Consider the following 15,075-nt stretch of genomic DNA (forward strand, 5'->3'; position numbering starts at 1 on the left):
GGCTTCAGCCCTTGCCGGGGTGGACGGCGCCGCACTCGGGGCAGGTGCGCCCCTCTTCGCTCTCGTAGAAGTCGCGGAACACCGGCGGCAGGTCCTCGACGATGTCGCGCACCTGCAGCTCGACCTCGTGCACCTTGGCATTGCAGTTCGGGCAGAACCAGGCGAACTTCTCGAGCGTGCCCTCTTCGCGGATGCGCTCGATCACGATCCCGATGGAGCCCTCTTCGGGGCGCTGCGGGGAGTGGAAGACGTTACCGGGGAGCAGCCACATCTCGCCCTCGCGGATGTCGATGCGCTGCAGGCCGTCGGGGGTCTGGATGTTCACGTGCATGTTGCCGCGGTACTGGTAGAACCACTCCTCGTACGGGTCGAAGTGGAAGTCGGTGCGCTGGTTCGGGCCGCCGACGACCTGCACGATGAAGTCGCCCAGGGGCGTCCAGGCGGCCTTGTTGTTGACCGGCGGCTTCAGGAGATGCTCGTTCTCCTTGATCCAGGCCGGGAAATCGATCACGGGTGGGATGACGGGTGTGGTGGTGCTCATTTCTCCTCCTCGAGAGTGGCAGCGGTGGTGTGGTCAGCGGTGTTGTGGTCAGCGGTGTTGTGTTCGATCGTTGTGTCGGGGCGGCGCGCGATCGCCTGGATCTCGATGCGCAGGTGCGGATGCGGCAGGGCATGCACGGCGACCGTCGTGCGGGCGGGTCCCTGCTCGTCGAAGTACTCGGCCCAGACCGCGTTGTAGGGAGCGAAGTCGTTCATGTCGACCAGGAAGCTCGTCGCCTGCACCAGGTCGTCGAGGGTGCAGCCGGCGGCGGCCAGCACCTCGCGGATGTTCTCGATGACCGCGCGGGTCTGCACCGCGACATCGAGCCGGGTCGCGCCGAACTCGTCGACCTCCGCTCCGGCGATGGAGTTGTCGGGGCGTCGGCTGGACGTGCCCGAGACGAAGACCAGGTCGCCGGAGACCTTGGCATGCGGGAAGCGACCTCGGGGCGTCGCCTTGCCCTCGACGAGGATGCCGCGTGATGTTGTCATCGTGATCCCTTCTCGAGGCTGTCGGATCCGTCGCGGGTGTGGATGGAGACGCGTCCGAGGCCGGTGATCGTCGCCTCGACCGTGCCCTGGTCGGGCAGCGGGACGGCGGCGGTCGCGGCACCGGCGAGGAGGACCATGCCGGCGCGCAGCGTGAAGCCGTGGCGGGAGGCGAGGCGCGCGGCCGCGGCGACGGCACGGCCGGGGTCGCCGAGGATGGCCGCGGTGGAGCCTGTGGCGCTGATCCTGCCGTCGACCTCGAGCCGCACGGCCCTGTTGTCGAGGGCACCGGCTTGGACGAACGGGGTCCAGGGGCCGATCACGTACGCGGCGGCCGACGTGTTGTCGGCGACGACATCGGCGAGGCTGAAACGGAAGTCCCGGTACCGGGAGTCGATGATCTCCAGTGCGGGAGCCACCGCCGCGACGACCTCGCTCAACGGGCGGTCGGTGTCGGAGCCGTCGATGTCGGCGCCCAGCAGATACGCGACCTCGGGCTCGATGCGCGGGTGGATGGCGGATCGCCGGTCGAACGCCGCTCCGTCGTCGAGGCGCATCGCATCGGTGAGGCTGCCGACGATGACGTCATGCACGCCCATCTGCTGCGCCTTCGCCTGGCTCGTGAACCCGAGCTTGAGGCCCGTGAGGCGCTCGCCGCGGGCGATCCGACGGGCGATCAGTGCATGCTGCGTGGCGTACGCGGTGTCGAGATCGACCTCTGCGGATGCGGAGAGCTGGCTGATCGCGGTCGCGGTGCGCTGCGCGGTGTCGAGCGCGGCGGCGAACACCGCGTCCGCGGTCATGCGGTCACCCCCGAACGGGTGGCGACAAGGTCGAGCGCGACGTCGACGATCATGTCCTCCTGGCCGCCCACCATGCGGCGGCGGCCCAGCTCCACGAGGATGTCGCGGGCGTCGAGGCCGTGCTTCTCGGCCGCGCGCTCGGCGTGCAGCAGGAAGCTCGAGTACACCCCGGCGTAGCCGAGCGTGAGGGTTTCGCGGTCGACGCGGACGGGGCGGCGCTGCAGCGGACGCACCAGCTCCTCCGCCGCATCCTGCAAGGCGAACAGGTCGCAGCCGTGCTCCCAGCCGAGCAGGTCGGCCACCGCGATGAACGCCTCGATCGGACAGTTGCCCGCTCCGGCACCCTGCCCTGCGAGCGAGGCGTCGACCCGGTACACGCCGTGCTCGACGGCCGTGACGCTGTTGGCCACGCTCAGCGAGAGGTTCTCGTGTGCGTGGATGCCGATCTGCGTGCCGGGGTCGAGCACCTCGCGGTAGGCGTCGACGCGGTCGGCGACGTCGCGCATCGTGAGGCGCCCGCCCGAGTCGGTGACGTACACGCAGTGCGCGCCAGCCGCTTCCATGATCTTCGCCTGCTCCGCGAGACCGCGCGGGTCGTTGAGGTGGCTCATCATCAGGAAGCCTGAGACGTCCATGTCGTGCTCGCGCGCCCAGGTGATGTGCTGGATGGCGACGTCGGCCTCGGTGCAGTGCGTCGCGACCCGCACGCTCGCGACGCCGAGGTCGCGGGCCCGGGCGAGGTCGTCGATCGTGCCGATGCCGGGAAGGATCAGGGTGGTCAGGACGGCGCGGTCGAGCACCTCGGCCGCCGCCTCGATCCACTGCCAGTCGGTGTGCGCTCCCTGTCCGTAAGCCACGCTCGAACCGCCGAGGCCGTCGCCGTGCGCGACCTCGATGGCATCAACGCCCGCCGCTTCGAGAGCACGGGCGATGCCGCGCACCTGGTCGGTCGTGTAGCCGTGGCCGATCGCGTGCATGCCGTCGCGGAGGGTGACGTCCTGCACGTAGACGCGGGGAGATGAGGTGGTCATGCGGGAACCCCTGTCCGTTCGGCGACGAGTCGTTCGGCCGTGCGCAGGGCGGCCGAGGTCATGATGTCGAGATTGCCCGCGTACTCCGGAAGATAGTGGCCGGCGCCGGCGACTTCCAGCAGGACGGTCACGCGCGTCCCGCGGAACGGTCGATCGAGCGCGGGCACGTAGGCCTCGTCGACCGCGTCGAACTGCACCTGCTGCTTGAGACGGTAACCCCCGACGTAGGCCTGCACGGCGGCGACCATGTCGGCGACCGAGGCGCTGACGGCATCCCGATCCAAGGCTTCAGGGTCGCCCTCGACCAGGCAGAACACCGTGTCCCTCATGATGAGCGGCGGGTCGGCGGGGTTGAGCACGATGATGGCCTTGCCGTGGTCGGCGCCGCCGATCACCTCCAGCGCACGGGCCGTGGTCTCGGTGAACTCGTCGATGTTCGCTCTGGTGCCGGGACCGGCCGACTTCGAGGCGATCGAGGCGACGATCTCGGCGTAGGCCACCGGGGCGACGCGCGACACGGCGGCCACCATCGGTACCGTGGCCTGGCCGCCGCACGTGACCATGTTGACGTTGGTCGCACCGAGGTGCGCGTCGAGGTTGACGACGGGCACGACGTACGGCCCGATCGCGGCGGGGGTCAGATCGACCATGAGGCGCCCGGCGTTGCGCACGAGGGCATCGTTGCGGGCGTGGGCGCCGGCCGAGGTGGCGTCGAACACGAGCTCGACGTCGGCGAACTCGGGCATCGCGATCAGTCCGTCCACGCCCGCGTGGGTCGTGGCGACACCGAGCCGTCGCGCACGGGCGAGGCCGTCGGAGTGCTCGTCGATGCCGGCCATCGCGACCACGTGCAACGTGGTCGAGAGCCGCTTCACCTTGATGAGCAGGTCGGTGCCGATGTTGCCCGAGCCGATGATGGCGATGCCGACGGTCATGCCGCAGCCCCTTCCGCTGATGTGCCCGACGCTCGTTCGGATGCCGTGCCGAAGAAGTCGGCACGGACCTCGCCGAGACCGTCGAGTCGGGCGCGATACACCCCGGCGGTCGCGTCGACCATGGGGCCGAGGGCGCCGGAGAGGATGACCTCGCCGGCGCGCAGCGGCTGCCCGCGGCGGGCGACCTCGCGGGCGAGCCAGGCCACCGCGATCACCGGGCTGCCGAGGCACGCGGCCCCCGAACCGGTCGAGACCGGACGGCCCTCACGGTCGAGCGTCATGCTGAGCGCGGTCAGATCGAACCCGTCGAGGCGCCGAGGCGTGGTGCCGAGCACGACCGCCCCGCTCGAGGCGTTGTCGGCGATGGTGTCGGTGATGCGGATGTCCCACTCGGCCACGCGGGAGTCGACGACCTCGATCGCGGGCAGCACGAACTCCGTGGCACGGATCACGTCGGCGACGTGGGTGGTGGGGGAGTCGAGGTCGCTGCCGAGCACGAAGGCGACCTCGGCTTCGGCGCGCGGCTGCAGGAAGCGGGTGAGGTCGATCGGCTCGCGGTCGGCGAACATCATGTCGTCGAGCAGCACCCCGTAGTCGGGGCTGTCGACGCCGAGCTGCGTCTGCACGGCGGGGGAGGTGAGGCCGATCTTGCGGCCGACGACCCGTCGACCGTCGTCGAGGCGGCGGGCGATGCCGAGAGACTGCACGGCGTACGCGGCATCCTGATCCGTCTCGCCGAGCAGGTCGCGCACCGGGGCGCACGGGTGCCCCGATTCGGCCGCGCGTCGCAGCCGTTCGTCCGCCAGGCGCACGGAATCGGAGAGGCCGGTCACAGCTGCACGCACACGTTCGTCGGCTCGGTGTAGAACTCGAGCGAGTGGTGCCCGCCCTCGCGGCCGATGCCCGAGAGCCCGACGCCGCCGAAGGGGCTGCGCAGGTCGCGCAGATACCAGGTGTTGACCCACGACATGCCCGTGCGCATCTGCTGCGCCACACGGTGTCCGCGGGTCAGGTCGGTGGTCCAGGTGACCGCGGCGAGGCCGTAGTCGGTGTCGTTCGCCAATCGGATCGCCTCCTCTTCGGTGTCGAAGGGGATGAGGGCGGCGACGGGACCGAACACCTCTTCGCGCACGGTGCGGTGGCTGTTGTCGAGGCCCGTCCACAGGGTCGGCTCGATCCACGATCCGCCGTCGAGTTCGTCGCCGAGGGTGGGGATGCCACCGCCCGCGAGCACGGTCGCCCCCTCCGCGACGGCGAGGTCGAAGTACGAGCGCACCTTCTCGCGATGCGCCTGCGAGATGAGAGGACCGGTGGTGGTGGCCGGGTCCTCCGGGCGGCCCAGACGCAGACGGGCGGCGTGCTCGGCGAGGCCGGCGGCCACCTCATCGAAGACCGCGCGCTGCACGTAGATGCGCTCGGTGCACAGGCACACCTGGCCGGTGTTGAGGTACGTGGAGCGGGCGAGCCCGGCGACGGCGGCATCGAGGTCGGCGTCGGCGAACACGAGCGCGGCGTTCTTGCCGCCGAGCTCGAACGAGACCGGGCGCACCCGCGGCGCGACCGCCCGCATGATCGCGGATCCGGTGGACGATTCGCCGGTGAACGTGACCCCGTCGATGCCCGGATGCGTGGTGAGGGCCTCGCCCGCGGAATCGGCGCCGAAACCGTGCACGACGTTCACGACCCCGGCGGGCACCCCCGCCTCGGCGAGGATCTCGGCCAGCAGCGTCGCCGACGACGGCGTCTCCTCCGAGGGCTTGATCACCACGGTGTTGCCGGTGGCGAGGGCGGGAGCGAGCTTCCACGTGAGCAGCAGCAGCGGCAGGTTCCACGGCACGATCACGGCGACGACCCCGAGCGGCTTGCGCACGGCGTAGTTCAGGGCGCGCCGGCCGTCGGGCAGCTCGGTGAGGAACGAGTCGAGGCCTGCCGTCGAGACCGTGTCGGCGAAGGAGCGGAAGTTCGCGGCGGCACGGGCCACGTCGAGGTCGCGAGCGAGTGCCTCGGGCTTGCCGGTGTCGCCGACCTCGGCCGCGACGAGCTCATCGGCGCGGCGGTCGATCGCGTCGGCCACACCGCGCAGCAGACGGGCGCGCTCCGCGACCGTCATCCGTCCCCAGGGCCCGTCGAACGCGGCGCGCGCGGCGGCCACGGCGCGGTCGACCTGCTCGGTGCCGGCTTCGTGCACCTCGGCGATGACCGAGCCGTCGACCGGGCTGACCTTCGCGAAGGTGGCGATGCCCTCCACGCGCTCGCCGGCGATCATGTTGTGGATGGCACGGGGCGCTCGCTCCTGCTCGGAGGCACGGAGGGGAGGCGTCATCGTCTCGGAAGGCATGGGCTCAGGCTAGGAACGTTCGAGGGATGCCGACAAATACTCTCTTGATGCACTGCCATGCCCGTACGGCTATAGTCCGGATCATGGTCACCGATCGACTGCTCGACGGGCGGGTCAAGATCCGCCACCTCGTCCTCGTCACCGCCATCGCCGACGAAGGCACCCTGGTGCGCGCCGCCGAGTCGCTGCACATCACCCAGCCGGTCGTCACCCGCGGTCTCCGCGAGGTCGAAGAGGTGCTGGGTGTGCCGCTGTTCGAACGGTTGCCGCGCGGCGTGCGGCCGACGCAATACGGGCACTCGTTCATCGAGCGCGCCCGCTCGGTGCTCGCCGAGCTGCGCGCCGCGGGGGAGGAGGTGCGGCTGCTGCAGTCGGGGCAGCTCGGCACGGTGACCGTCGGCACGCACCTCGCAGGTTCCAACCTGCTGCTGCCGCGGGCCATCGCGGCGCTGAAGGCCGAGCATCCACGGCTGACCGTGGTGGTGCGCGAGGGCACCCCGGACACCCTGCAGCAGCTGCTGCTCGCGGGCGACCTCGACCTGACCGTCGGGCGGCTCTCGCCGACGGTGCCGGTGCGGCTCGAGCAGGAGCGACTGCACCTGGAGCCGATCCGTCTGGTCGCACGGGCCGGGCATCCGGTGCTCGGCGGTGTCAAGGCGAACTCCCTCGCCGAGCTGATCGCGTATCCCTGGATCTTCCCCGTGGCCCAGACGGCGCTCCGGGCCGAGCTCGAAGCGGTCTTCTTCCACGAGGGGCTGCCGTTGCCGCCCGACCGCGTCGAGTGCACCTCCATGCTGACACTGCGCACCCTGCTGATCTCGACCGACGTGATCGCGGCGCTGCCGATGTTCATCGCCGTCGACGACCGTGAACTGCGGATCCTGCCCACGCCGTTGAGCTCCATCCGCCGCTCGGTCGGCGTGACGGTGCCGAAGGATCGGGCGCCGTCGCCGGCGGCCACCGCGCTGCTGACCCATCTGCGCGAAGAGGGCGCCCGCCTGGCGGAGCTCGAGCGGGACTACGCGGAGACGGAGCCGCGCTTCGCCGGCTGATATGCCCGAACGGTCATAGCTCTGACCCGTATGGATATTGGACAGCATCGCTTCACCGGGACGAACCTGATGAGAACGACACCACGTCGTGACGATCTCACCCGATTCAGCCAATGGAGGCGACATGGCCGGCTCTCCCTACGTGCCCGATGCGAAGAAGTACCGCCCGGAGGATTTCCAGCGCGTCGAGGGTGAACCGGCCGATCCCGATCCCTCCAGCTGGGGCATGCAGCCCGACGGTACCTTCCTGCCGCCGGCGCACACGCCGTCCGTCCCGCGCGACGTCTTCATCGACTGGCCGGGCCAGCTCGACTACCGCGACCCCGAGACGTATGCGCTCAACGCCAAGGCCGAGGCGTTCTACCCGATCGTGGTGAACACCAGTCACTCGTGGCAGTGCATCTACGACTGGGACGGCCGTCGCCTCATGCTCCACTACGGCGGCGGCAACCACTGGAAGCTCTACGACATCACCGACCCTCGCGACCTGACGATCGTCGACGAGGAGCAGTGGGGCTGGGACGACCCCCGCCCGCAGTTCGGCGCCACCACGGTGCAGTGGAACCAGAAGCTCGGAAAGCACATCGCGATCCAGGCGAGCGAGACTCCGCGGTACTTCCTCAAGGGGCGCGTCGCCAACAAGTGGATCGACGACACCGTCGAGGGCCAGCTGAAGGAGTGGGAGGGCCTGCGCGGCTTCCGCACGTGGGAGATGAACGGCCCGAGCCCCCGCGACTGGACCCTCCTCACCGAGGTCTCGACCGATCCGAACCACGGGCCGGACGAGATCCAGGAGGGCAACGGCGTGCTCGACCTTCCGGTCTACTACGGCGACAAGTACCTGTTCGTGGCGACCGCGCCCGACAACACCTTCACCAACCAGCCGTACAAGACCACGCTGTGGACCGCCGGACACGCGGCCTACGACGTGTCGGACCCGGCGAAGCCCGAACTGCTCTCGAACTGGTGGGTGCCCGGGTCGCGTGCCGGGGAGGAGGCGGATTCCGAGTACCTCGCGGACAACGAGCGCTGGAACAACAAGACCTCGTGGTTCGGCTCGCGCATGGGCATCTTCCTGCCGCGCTCGGTCGAGTCCGGATGGAAGTACGGCTACGCCGCCCAGGGTGGTCAGGGCTTCTTCGTGCTCGACGTGTCCGATCCCGCGAACATCCACCACGTCGGCTGGTGCCACCTGCCGGTCAGCGTCGCCGGCACCGAGGGCGACAACGTCGACACCACCCAGGTGGAGGAGACGGGCTACGTCTACGTCTCGGGCTACCCGATGAACACCGACTGCTACGAGCCGGCCAAGGAGATCTATCAGATCGACGTGAGCGACCCGACGAACCCGCGGGTCGTGCGCACGCTGCCCCGCCCGACGCCGCCGGCAGACGCCGCGTTCACCGACTGGGCGCAGCGCCGCGGGTCGTTCGGGCCCAAGCGCTCGGGGTACTTCACCAACACGGGCACGCCGCACGGCGGCGTCATCCCCTACGCGTTCTACGCCGCGGGGTTGCAGATCTTCGACGTGCGCGACCCGGAGAACCCCCAGGTCGGCGCGTACTTCGTCCCTCCGATCGGCCTCAAGGACGACGATGACCTCGCCGCACCCGTGCACGGCATCTTCGTGGAGTGGGATCGCAACGTGATCTGGCTCTTCGCCAACCACGGCATCTACGCGGTGTCGACCCCGCTGCTGGGTGAACCCGTGGTCGGTCTCCCCGCCACCGAAGGCTGAACTCTTCCCGGAAACTCCGGTGTCCGTCCTCCACATAAGGGGCTGAGTGGACGGACACCGGCTCCCGCCCCCTGACGATCCCTCCCGAAAGTGATCCATGACTCAGACAGTTAGGCCGTGGCCGGCCCTGTGGGCGCTGTGCATCGGCTTCTTCATGATCCTCGTCGACACGACGATCGTGGCGATCGCCAACCCGGTCATCCTCGCGGCGTTCGACGCCGACCTGACCACGGTCATCTGGGTCACCAGTGCCTACCTGCTCGCCTACGCCGTCCCCCTGCTGGTGACCGGTCGCCTCGGGGATCGCTTCGGTCCCAAACGGGTCTATCTCGTGGGGCTCGTGCTGTTCACCCTCGCCTCGCTCGCGTGCGGTCTGGCGGGCAGCATCGAGATGCTCATCGCGGCTCGCGCCGTGCAGGGCTTCGGTGCCGCGCTGATGACGCCGCAGACCATGGCGATCATCGCGCGGGTGTTCCCGCCGCGCGGTCGGGGTCAGGCGATGGGGGCGTGGGGCGCTGTCGGAGGGCTCGCGACGCTCGTCGGCCCGATCCTCGGCGGCGTGCTCACCGACACCGTCGGCTGGGAGTGGATCTTCTTCGTCAACGTGCCTGTCGGGATCGTCGCCTTCGTCGTCGCCTGGCGTCTGGTCCCCGATCTCGAAGGACACCCGCACCGCTTCGACGTGGTGGGGGTCGCGCTGTCCGGACTCGGACTGTTCCTGCTGGTCTTCGGCATCCAGGAGGGCGAGGTCTACGACTGGGGGGTGATGTTCGGTCCGGTCACCGTGTGGGGCGTCATCGTCACAGGCGTCGTGCTCCTGGTGCTCTTCGTCGTGTGGCAGCGCGTCAATCGTGCAGAGCCCCTCATGCCCCTCAGCCTCTTCCGCGACCGCAACTTCTCGGTCGCGAACGCCACGATCTTCCTCGTCGGTGTCGGCATCACGGCCATGCCCGTCCCCCTCGCCTTCTACTTCCAGGTCGCCCGCGGGCTCGACCCGACGCTCGCAGCGCTCATGCTCGCACCGATGGCGGTCGTCTCGGGGGTGCTCGGGCCGTTCGTCGGCAAGCTGAGCGACCGGATCGGTCCGCGGTGGGTCACCTTCGCCGCCTTCGTCATCTCGGCGGTGGCCATGGCCTGGTATGCGGCGACGATGACGATCGACGCCCCGTTCTGGCTCCTGCTTCTGCCCTCGGCGCTGCTGGGCGTCGGCGTATCGGGGATGTTCGGTCCGCTCGCGTCGACGGCCACCCGCAATCTCCCGCACACGCAAGCAGGAGCGGGATCCGGCGTCTACTCCACCACCAGGCAGATGGGGTCCGTGATCGGATCGGCGCTGCTGGCGGTGCTGATGAACGTGACGCTCGCCGCGCACATCACCGGTTTCGTGCCAGGGGCGATCCACCCGGGGAGCGAGCTGTCGGCGAAGGACGGGAGCGGACTGGCCGCGGCCATGTCGCAGTCGCTGCTGCTCTCGGCCATCGCCTTCGCGGTGTGCGCGGTCGTCGTGGTGTTCTTCGAGAAGCCGCGAGCCTGGGGAGCCCCGGCCACCCCGCAGACGGCGGGTTCTGTCGTGAGAGAGGGACGATGATGGCGGCGATCGCAGTGGATCCAACATCCAGAACGAATCCGACCACGAGCACGAAGGACGAGAGGACTCCGATGACGGTCAGCTCCGGAGGCGGTCGACTGGTCGTCGACGCCCTGAAGAAGGACTATGAGCTCGACGGCGCCGCCGTCCCCGTGGTCAAGGACGTCACGTTCACGATCGAGCCCGGGACGTTCTACTCGCTCCTCGGCCCGTCGGGATGCGGCAAGACCACCACCCTGCGCTGTGTCGCCGGCCTCGAACGGAGCAACGGCGGCGTCATCTCGCTCGACGGCAACGTGCTGTCGACCGGCACCGCGCACGTGTCGCCCGACAAGCGCGACATCGGCATGGTGTTCCAGAACTACGCGATCTGGCCGCACATGACGGTGTTCGCCAACGCGATCTTCCCGCTGCAGGTCGCGGGTTCGAAGCTTCCGAAGCAGGAGGCGCGCAAGCGGGCGATGGAGGCGCTGGAGCTCGTGCAGCTCGATCATCTCGCGCAGCGCCCGGCCACCGCGCTCTCAGGCGGTCAGCAGCAGCGTCTGGCCCTCGCTCGTGCGTTGGCCCACCGACCGCGTCTGCTGCTGCTCGACGAGCCGCTGTCGAACCTCGACGCCAAGCTGCGCGACACCATGCGCAACGAGCTGCGGAGCCTGCAGCGCACCCTCGGCATCAGTGCCCTCTACGTCACGCACGATCAATCCGAGGCGCTGTCGATGTCGGATCGGGTGGCCGTGATGAACGGCGGACGCATCGTGCAGGAGGCGTCACCCCGCGAGCTCTACGACCAGCCGGCCGACCGATTCGTGGCGAACTTCGTCGGTCGCGCGAACATGATCCCCGCCGTGGTGATCGATCGTGACGGCACCGGCGAGGCGGTGGTCGAGGCGCTCGGCACCCGGCTGCAGACGCCGGTGCCCGACGGGGTCTCGATCGGCGACGAGGTCACGCTGACGTTCCGTCCCGAGACCGTGCGCTGGCATGAGACCGACATCGATCGCCCGAACGTCCTTCCCGTGCGCATCGTGCGGGTGGAGTTCCTCGGCGAGATCGTCGAGTACGAGGCCGAGGTGCTCACCGATGGCGAGCCCGTCGCCACGATCGTCGGACGCGGAGCGCCACTCGCGACACCCCCCGAGGGCGGCAGGGTCTTCCTCGAACTGGTCTCGCACGCCTGCCGCGTGCTGGGCGCCTGATCCACCCCGCACCACACCCGCAATCACACACCTGATGTCAGAGAGGACATTCAGATCATGAAGAGAACACTGGGAGCTGTCGCCATCACGGCGGTCTTCGCGCTCGCCTTGACCGGATGCAACACATCGACCGATGCCGGCGGCGGTGACAGCGCGCTCGAGGGCGACGCCGCGTCGGCCACCTGCGACGCCGTGGAAGTCGGAGCGATCACCCGCTGCGAGAACTTCTACGACGAGTACTGGCCCGAGATCGACAAGCAGCTCGACGCCCTCTACGAAGAGGCGAAGAAGGCTGACGGCGGCACCCTGGTCATCTGGGACTGGTACGAGCTGTCGCCTGACGTGATCGAGCAGTTCAACAAGCGCTTCCCCGACATCAAGGTCGAGACCAGGGGGCTGACGTACAACCTGTCGTCGGCGATCATCTCGGCGAAGGCGACCGGTTCGCGCAACACCGATGTGGTGTCCGGCTCGATCACCTCGATGGCCGCGATGTACGACGAGGGCTTCTGGGAGAAGGTCGACTGGGAGAGCTTCGGCGTTCCGAAGGAGTTCCTGACCATCGGCGCCCCCGAGCTCATGCCCGACAGCATCAACGGCACGCTCATCCAGTACAACACCGACAAGGTGACCGCGGTGCCCGAGACGCTCGACGGGCTGCTCGCCCCCGAATACAAGGACAAGGTGTCGGTCGCCGGATACAACGCGGTGGTCTTCGCCGGATACGGCATGGCGGAGGGCGAGGACAAGATGGTCTCGCTGATCGACGAGCTCCTGTCGTCGGGCAACCTGAAGCTGCTGGAGGACCAGGGCGCTCCGCTGTCGAGCGGTGACGTGCCGATCGCGCTCAACCAGACGCTGTTCAACCCGAACCCGGCGCTGCAGGTCTCACCGTTCGAGCACGCGGGAGTCTGGGCGCAGTTCTCCGGCGTCAACTCCGACGCCAAGAACAAGCCGGGGGCCGCGCTGTGGACCCTGTGGAACGCATTCGACCCCGACTGGATCAGCCTCCGAATGACGGACGAGCGCTTCGCCAGCACGCAGGTGCCGTTCGCCGGTCTCCCCGCCGCGACCTTCGCCGAGTCCACCGGGCTCATGAAGACGAACTCCGACGCGCTGCTGCTCGGCCTCGAGAACGGCGCCGAGACCGAGACGCAGGCCACTCGTGACGACTGGCAGGCCATGATCAACGCCGCCGACAAGGCGCTGAACGGATAACGATGTTCAAGGCAGGACGGACCACGGGGCGAAAGCGTCCCACCACGATGACGATCGCGATGATCGTCTCGGGCGCGGTTATCTTCATCCTTCTCGCGGTGCCGCTGATCGTCCAGGTGATCACCGCGTTCCGTGGTCCGTTCCTGCCCTTCGGCGTCTCGTCGGCCCAGTGGGGTGTCGAGAACTTCGTCACCCTGTGGCAGCTGCGCGAAGACTTCTGGGGCGTGCTCGGCGCGACCGGCGCCTTCGTCGGCGGGTCCACGCTGCTCACGCTCCTGATGGCGTTCGGCCTCGCCTGGGTCACGGTGCGCACGGATGCCCCGTGGCGCCGTCTGATCTCGGTGCTAGTGATCGTGCCGTACATCATTCCGCCGATCGTGAAGGCCCAGGCCTACCTGCTGATGCTGTCGCCCGAGTCGGGTGTGCTCAACCAGCTGCTGCGGCTGCTGCCGTTCGCGAGCGACGTGCCGATCGATCCCTATGCGTTCCCGACGATGATCTTCATCCAGGCGCTCACGAACGTCACGTTCCCGTACCTGATGATCGTGCCGATCCTGACGAACATGGACGGCTCGCTGGAGGAGTCGGCGCGGGTCTCGGGGGCCTCCTGGCCGCAGACGCTTCGTCGAGTGACGCTGCCGATGCTGTGGCCGGGGCTCCTCGGGGTGACGGTGCTGACCTTCATCCTCGGCCTCGGCAGTCTCGAGGTGCCGCTGCTGTTCGGCCAGGAGTCGGGACGCGACATCTTCGCCCTCAAGCTCTGGACGCTCATCAGCTCCAACGCGGGCGAACTGCCGCAGTACGGTCTGGCCGCCGCATGGGGGCTGGTGTTCCTCGTGATCACGACCGTCGCGTTCGCGATCTATCTGCGGGCGACACGCAACGCCGAGCGCAGAGCCTCGGTGTCGGGCAAGGGCTTCCGGCCGTCGACCATGCGGATGGGGCCGTGGAAGATCCCGGTCATGCTGCTGGTCGCCGTGTTCATCCTGCTCACCGGCATCCTCCCTCTGCTCGCTCTGCTGTGGGCGGCGATCACGCCCTATCCGGTGGCGTTCTCGATCGACGCGATGCTCGGCAGCACCGACTTCGGCGCCTTCGGCACGGTGCTCGCCGACCCCGAGTTCTGGGTGTCGCTCGGACGCACGGTCATCATCGCGGGCGGCAGCGCCACGATCGCGGTGGTCTTCGCAACGGTGCTCGCCTACGGCATCGCCCGCAGCAAGAAGACCGGGTGGGTGAAGGCCATGGACCTGTTCGCCTCCTCATCGGTCGCGATCCCCGCGACCATCGCCGGCTTCGCGATGTTCCTCACCTTCATGGTGATCAACCCGTACATCCCGATCGCGGGCACGCTGCTCGCGCTCGTGATCGCGTACTCCTACCGGGTGTCGATCGCCTACCGCTCGTCGTACAGCGCGACGCTGCAGATCAGGCCGGAGCTGGAGGAGGCGGCGCTCACCAGCGGAGCGAGTCGGTTCGAGGGATTCCGACGCATCATCGCGCCGCTGCTGATGCCGACCGTGATGGCGGTGTGGATCCAGATGTTCATCCTCGGCACCAATGAGTTCACGCTCCCGGCGTTCCTGGCGACCCCGTCGTCGCGGCCGCTGTCGATGTACATCTACGCCATGATCAACCCGCGGTCCGCACAGCTGTATGCGCCGGACCAGGGGGCCGCGATGGCGCTGATCTTCACGCTGATGGTGTTCGCGATCGGCTACGGCCTGCAGTGGGCGCTCTCTCGCCGAGCGATCGGTCGCACACGCAAGGCGGTCTCCGCGGGTCTCCCCGACCTCGCCGCCGCCTCTCCCGCTCCGGCCGATTCCGCGACGGTGACCCTGGCCGTGCAGCGTCACAAGGGGCGGTGAGGGCGGACGGATGCGAAGATCGATCTTGCAGATGATGGGAGCCGCGACGGAGACGAGTTGCCGAACACGGATGATCGCGAAAGTTCCCACAGTTTCTGAGTTCTGTGGTTGGGGCTGACCTTCGAACGCGCCTTGGCACGCAGGTGGAGGAGCGATCGCTCGGCGCGCAACGTAAGTACTAGCGCGCGAAGTGCTCCACGTAGTGTTTCGTGAAGCTGTGCTGTAAATGTCAGGTTCACTAGTAGTACTATGGATCTCGGTAGCTAGGGATGAAATAGT

General features: G+C 68.6%; 13 protein-coding genes. 6 read left to right on the top strand and 7 right to left on the bottom strand.

Going from position 1 to position 15,075, the window contains the following annotated elements:
- Positions 1 to 4: 4 nt before the first annotated feature.
- From GLO27_RS11785 to GLO27_RS11815, 7 genes are read right to left on the bottom strand one after another with little or no spacing between them, the layout of a single operon-like run.
- Positions 5 to 541: a 3-hydroxyanthranilate 3,4-dioxygenase gene (locus GLO27_RS11785; protein ID WP_021201459.1), complete on the bottom strand. Its 537-nt coding sequence runs from the start codon at positions 539 to 541 to the stop codon at positions 5 to 7.
- Positions 538 to 1,032 carry a RidA family protein gene (locus GLO27_RS11790; RefSeq protein WP_167255029.1) on the bottom strand — a complete coding sequence of 165 codons (495 nt, stop codon included), beginning with the start codon at positions 1,030 to 1,032 and terminating at the stop codon, positions 538 to 540. The genes GLO27_RS11785 and GLO27_RS11790 overlap by 4 nt, the downstream gene beginning before the upstream one ends.
- Positions 1,029 to 1,832, bottom strand: coding sequence for a fumarylacetoacetate hydrolase family protein (locus GLO27_RS11795; protein ID WP_167255031.1), 804 nt, complete (start codon positions 1,830 to 1,832; stop codon positions 1,029 to 1,031). The genes GLO27_RS11790 and GLO27_RS11795 overlap by 4 nt, the downstream gene beginning before the upstream one ends.
- Complete coding sequence (dmpG, locus tag GLO27_RS11800; RefSeq protein ID WP_167255033.1) at positions 1,829 to 2,863, bottom strand: 4-hydroxy-2-oxovalerate aldolase; 1,035 nt, start codon at positions 2,861 to 2,863, stop codon at positions 1,829 to 1,831. Before dmpG ends, GLO27_RS11795 begins: the two co-directional genes overlap by 4 nt.
- Positions 2,860 to 3,798: an acetaldehyde dehydrogenase (acetylating) gene (locus GLO27_RS11805; protein ID WP_167255035.1), complete on the bottom strand. Its 939-nt coding sequence runs from the start codon at positions 3,796 to 3,798 to the stop codon at positions 2,860 to 2,862. Before GLO27_RS11805 ends, dmpG begins: the two co-directional genes overlap by 4 nt.
- Entirely contained in the window at positions 3,795 to 4,631 is an 837-nt protein-coding gene (locus GLO27_RS11810; protein ID WP_292776987.1) for a fumarylacetoacetate hydrolase family protein, read from the bottom strand. Before GLO27_RS11810 ends, GLO27_RS11805 begins: the two co-directional genes overlap by 4 nt.
- Entirely contained in the window at positions 4,628 to 6,136 is a 1,509-nt protein-coding gene (locus tag GLO27_RS11815) for a 2-hydroxymuconic semialdehyde dehydrogenase (protein WP_243844830.1), read from the bottom strand. The genes GLO27_RS11810 and GLO27_RS11815 overlap by 4 nt, the downstream gene beginning before the upstream one ends.
- Positions 6,137 to 6,219: 83 nt before the next feature.
- On the opposite strand from GLO27_RS11815, the gene GLO27_RS11820 reads away from it, so the two are divergent.
- The 6 genes from GLO27_RS11820 to GLO27_RS11845 all read left to right on the top strand — a co-directional run bounded on the left by GLO27_RS11820 (position 6,220) and on the right by GLO27_RS11845 (position 14,796).
- Positions 6,220 to 7,188 carry a LysR substrate-binding domain-containing protein gene (locus tag GLO27_RS11820; RefSeq protein ID WP_021201466.1) on the top strand — a complete coding sequence of 323 codons (969 nt, stop codon included), beginning with the start codon at positions 6,220 to 6,222 and terminating at the stop codon, positions 7,186 to 7,188.
- A gap of 124 nt (positions 7,189 to 7,312) precedes the next feature.
- Positions 7,313 to 8,926 carry a hypothetical protein gene (locus tag GLO27_RS11825; RefSeq protein WP_051668226.1) on the top strand — a complete coding sequence of 538 codons (1,614 nt, stop codon included), beginning with the start codon at positions 7,313 to 7,315 and terminating at the stop codon, positions 8,924 to 8,926.
- Positions 8,927 to 9,023: 97 nt separating this feature from the next.
- Positions 9,024 to 10,514, top strand: coding sequence for a DHA2 family efflux MFS transporter permease subunit (locus GLO27_RS11830; protein WP_029260762.1), 1,491 nt, complete (start codon positions 9,024 to 9,026; stop codon positions 10,512 to 10,514).
- 71 nt (positions 10,515 to 10,585) lie between these two features.
- The gene (locus tag GLO27_RS11835; protein ID WP_167255039.1) at positions 10,586 to 11,710 is read left to right on the top strand and encodes an ABC transporter ATP-binding protein; all 1,125 of its coding nucleotides are present in this window, start codon (positions 10,586 to 10,588) and stop codon (positions 11,708 to 11,710) included.
- Between the two features lie 57 nt (positions 11,711 to 11,767).
- The gene (locus GLO27_RS11840; RefSeq protein ID WP_167255041.1) at positions 11,768 to 12,928 is read left to right on the top strand and encodes an ABC transporter substrate-binding protein; all 1,161 of its coding nucleotides are present in this window, start codon (positions 11,768 to 11,770) and stop codon (positions 12,926 to 12,928) included.
- A 47-nt stretch (positions 12,929 to 12,975) separates the two neighbouring features.
- On the top strand, positions 12,976 to 14,796 hold the full coding sequence (locus tag GLO27_RS11845) for an iron ABC transporter permease (RefSeq protein WP_167255043.1): 1,821 nt from the start codon (positions 12,976 to 12,978) through the stop codon (positions 14,794 to 14,796).
- The last annotated feature ends 279 nt before the right edge of the window (positions 14,797 to 15,075 follow it).

The sequence above is a fragment of the Microbacterium sp. Be9 genome, assembly GCF_011754135.1.
GTDB lineage: Bacteria > Actinomycetota > Actinomycetes > Actinomycetales > Microbacteriaceae > Microbacterium > Microbacterium maritypicum_A.